Origin of the sequence: Bradyrhizobium sp. (genome assembly GCF_016462955.1) — a bacterium.
GTDB lineage: Bacteria > Pseudomonadota > Alphaproteobacteria > Rhizobiales > Xanthobacteraceae > Bradyrhizobium.
Genome location: NZ_JAEMSD010000401.1, coordinates 3,917 through 6,357 on the forward strand (window position 1 = coordinate 3,917; position 2,441 = coordinate 6,357).

The following is a 2,441-nucleotide window of genomic DNA, read 5'->3' on the forward strand; positions in this document are numbered from 1 at the left end:
GGCCTGCGCGCCGAGGGCCGCGCGCCGGTGCGCGAAGGCGCACCGCTGTTTGCGAACGAGACCGGCGGCGAGCCGATCGGACAGGTCACATCGGGCGGCTTCGGCCCCAGCCTGAACGCGCCGGTCGCGATGGGCTACGTGCCCACCGCATCGAGCGCGCTCGGCACCAAACTGTTCGCCGAGGTGCGCGGCCAACGATTGCCGGTCGCGGTCGCCGCCATGCCCTTCGTGAAAAACACCTACAAACGCTGAGGACCCCCACGATGACCACGACGCTGTACACCTCTGATCACGAATGGCTGGCGATCGACGGCGATGTCGCCACCGTCGGCATCACCGACTACGCGCAGCAGCAGCTCGGCGACGTCGTGTTCGTCGACCTGCCCAAGGTCGGCCGGAGCTTGAAGAAGGCCGAAGCCGCCGCCGTCGTCGAATCCGTCAAGGCGGCCTCCGACGTCTACGCGCCCGTGACCGGCGAAGTGCTCGAGACCAATGCCGAGCTCGTGGCCGAGCCGGCGCTGGTGAACTCGGACGCGCAAGGCAAGGCCTGGTTCTTCAAGATCAAGATCGCCGACAAAAGCGAGCTCGGCGGCCTGATGGATGAGGCTGCGTACAAGGCACATACGGCGTGAAGATGACGCGAGCTGTTTCCCCGTTCTCGGTGTCATCGTCCGCGCAGGCGGAGCATCCAGTACGCCGCAGCTTTTCGGCCCTAGCCGTGACGCCTGCGTTTACTGGATGCCCCGCCTCCGCGGGGCATGACAACGGAGTGGTAAGGCGAACAACCGCGCCATCGCGCTCCCTTCCCGGACGATGACGGCGAGAGACATTTCTAGCGAGGACCCAATGATGACCGCGCACCGCAAGACCAACGGCGACACCGCCGCCTCCTTCGTCCGCCGCCACATCGGCCCCTCCGCGCGCGATGTCACCGCGATGCTCGAGACCGTCGGCGCTAGAAGCGTGGACGCGCTCATGGCGGAGACGCTGCCGGCTTCGATCCGGCAGGCGGCCCCGCTCGACCTCGGCAAGCCGCTCAGCGAAACCGAGGCGATCGCGCACATGAGCGAGCTTGCGCGTCAGAACCAGGTGTTCACCTCGCTGATCGGCCAAGGCTATTCCGGCACGATCCTGCCCGCGGTGATCCAGCGCAACATCCTGGAGAACCCGGCCTGGTACACCGCCTACACGCCCTATCAGCCCGAGATCAGCCAGGGCCGGCTCGAGGCGCTGCTCAACTTCCAGACCATGATCTGCGACCTCACCGGGCTCGACGTCGCCAATGCCTCGCTGCTCGATGAAGCCACCGCCGCCGCCGAAGCCATGGCGCTGGCCGAGCGCCACTCCCAGGTGAAGGCAAAGGCCTTCTTCGTCGACAAGGACGTGCATCCGCAGACGCTCGCGGTGATGCGCACCCGCGCCGAGCCGCTCGGCTGGACCCTGGTCGTCGGCGATCCCCTCACCGATCTCGACAAGGCCGACGTGCTCGGCGCGCTGCTGCAATATCCGGGTTCTTCCGGCGCGCTGCGCGACCTCAGGCCCGCCATCGCCGCGCTGAAGGCCAAGGGCGCGCTCGCGATTCTCGCCGCCGATCTGCTGGCGCTGACGCTGCTGGCATCGCCCGGCGAACTCGGCGCCGACATCGCAATCGGCTCGGCCCAGCGCTTCGGCGTGCCGATGGGCTATGGCGGGCCGCATGCGGCCTATATGGCGGTGCGCGATGCGCTGAAGCGTTCGCTGCCGGGCCGCATCGTCGGCCTCTCCGTCGATTCCCGCGGGGCGCCGGCCTATCGCCTCGCGCTGCAGACCCGCGAGCAGCACATCCGCCGCGAGAAGGCGACCTCCAACATCTGCACCGCGCAGGTGCTGCTCGCCGTGATCGCCTCGATGTATGCGGTCTATCACGGTCCCGAGGGCCTCACCCAGATCGCCCGCAACGTGCATCGCCGCACCGCCGTGCTCGCCAGCGGCCTGCGCAAGCTCGGCTTCGCGCCGCAATCAGACAGCTTCTTCGACACGCTCAGCGTCGATGCCGGCGGCAAGCGCGCCGAGATCGTCGCGCGCGCTTTGGCCGAGAAGATCAATCTCGGAATCAGCGATACCGCGCTTCGCATCGCGCTCGACGAGACCACGACGCCGGCAACGGTCGAAGCCGTCTGGCGCGCCTTCGGCGGCAGCCTCGCTTATGCCGAGATCGACGCCGAAACGCGCGAGGCGTTGCCGGACGATTTGAAGCGCAGCACCGCGTTCCTGACCCATCCGGTGTTCCACGCACACCGCTCGGAGACCGAGATGCTGCGCTACATGCGCAAGCTCAGCGACCGCGACCTTGCGCTCGACCGCGCCATGATCCCGCTGGGATCCTGCACCATGAAGCTGAACGCGACCACCGAGATGATGCCGCTGACCTGGCCGGAATTCGGCTCGCTGCATCCGTTCGT

3 protein-coding genes are annotated in these 2,441 nt (G+C 67.7%); all 3 read left to right on the forward strand.

Annotated elements, in window-relative coordinates; all coding sequences use genetic code 11:
- Window positions 1-252: glycine cleavage T C-terminal barrel domain-containing protein (locus JHD07_RS29650; protein WP_291628599.1), on the forward strand; the 252-nt coding region annotated here is incomplete at its 5' end.
- 11 nt (window positions 253-263) lie between these two features.
- Window positions 264-632 carry a glycine cleavage system protein GcvH gene (gene gcvH, locus JHD07_RS29655; protein ID WP_291628600.1) on the forward strand — a complete coding sequence of 123 codons (369 nt, stop codon included), beginning with the start codon at window positions 264-266 and terminating at the stop codon, window positions 630-632.
- A gap of 217 nt (window positions 633-849) precedes the next feature.
- Window positions 850-2,441 (forward strand): aminomethyl-transferring glycine dehydrogenase subunit GcvPA (gene gcvPA, locus JHD07_RS29660; protein ID WP_291628602.1); only part of this gene is annotated, 1,592 nt, incomplete at its 3' end.

Bases quoted from the DNA above. Each gene is read 5' to 3' on its own strand.
- gcvH (WP_291628600.1), top strand. From the start codon at position 264: ATGACCACGACGCTGTACACCTCTGATCACGAATGGCTGGCGATCGAC.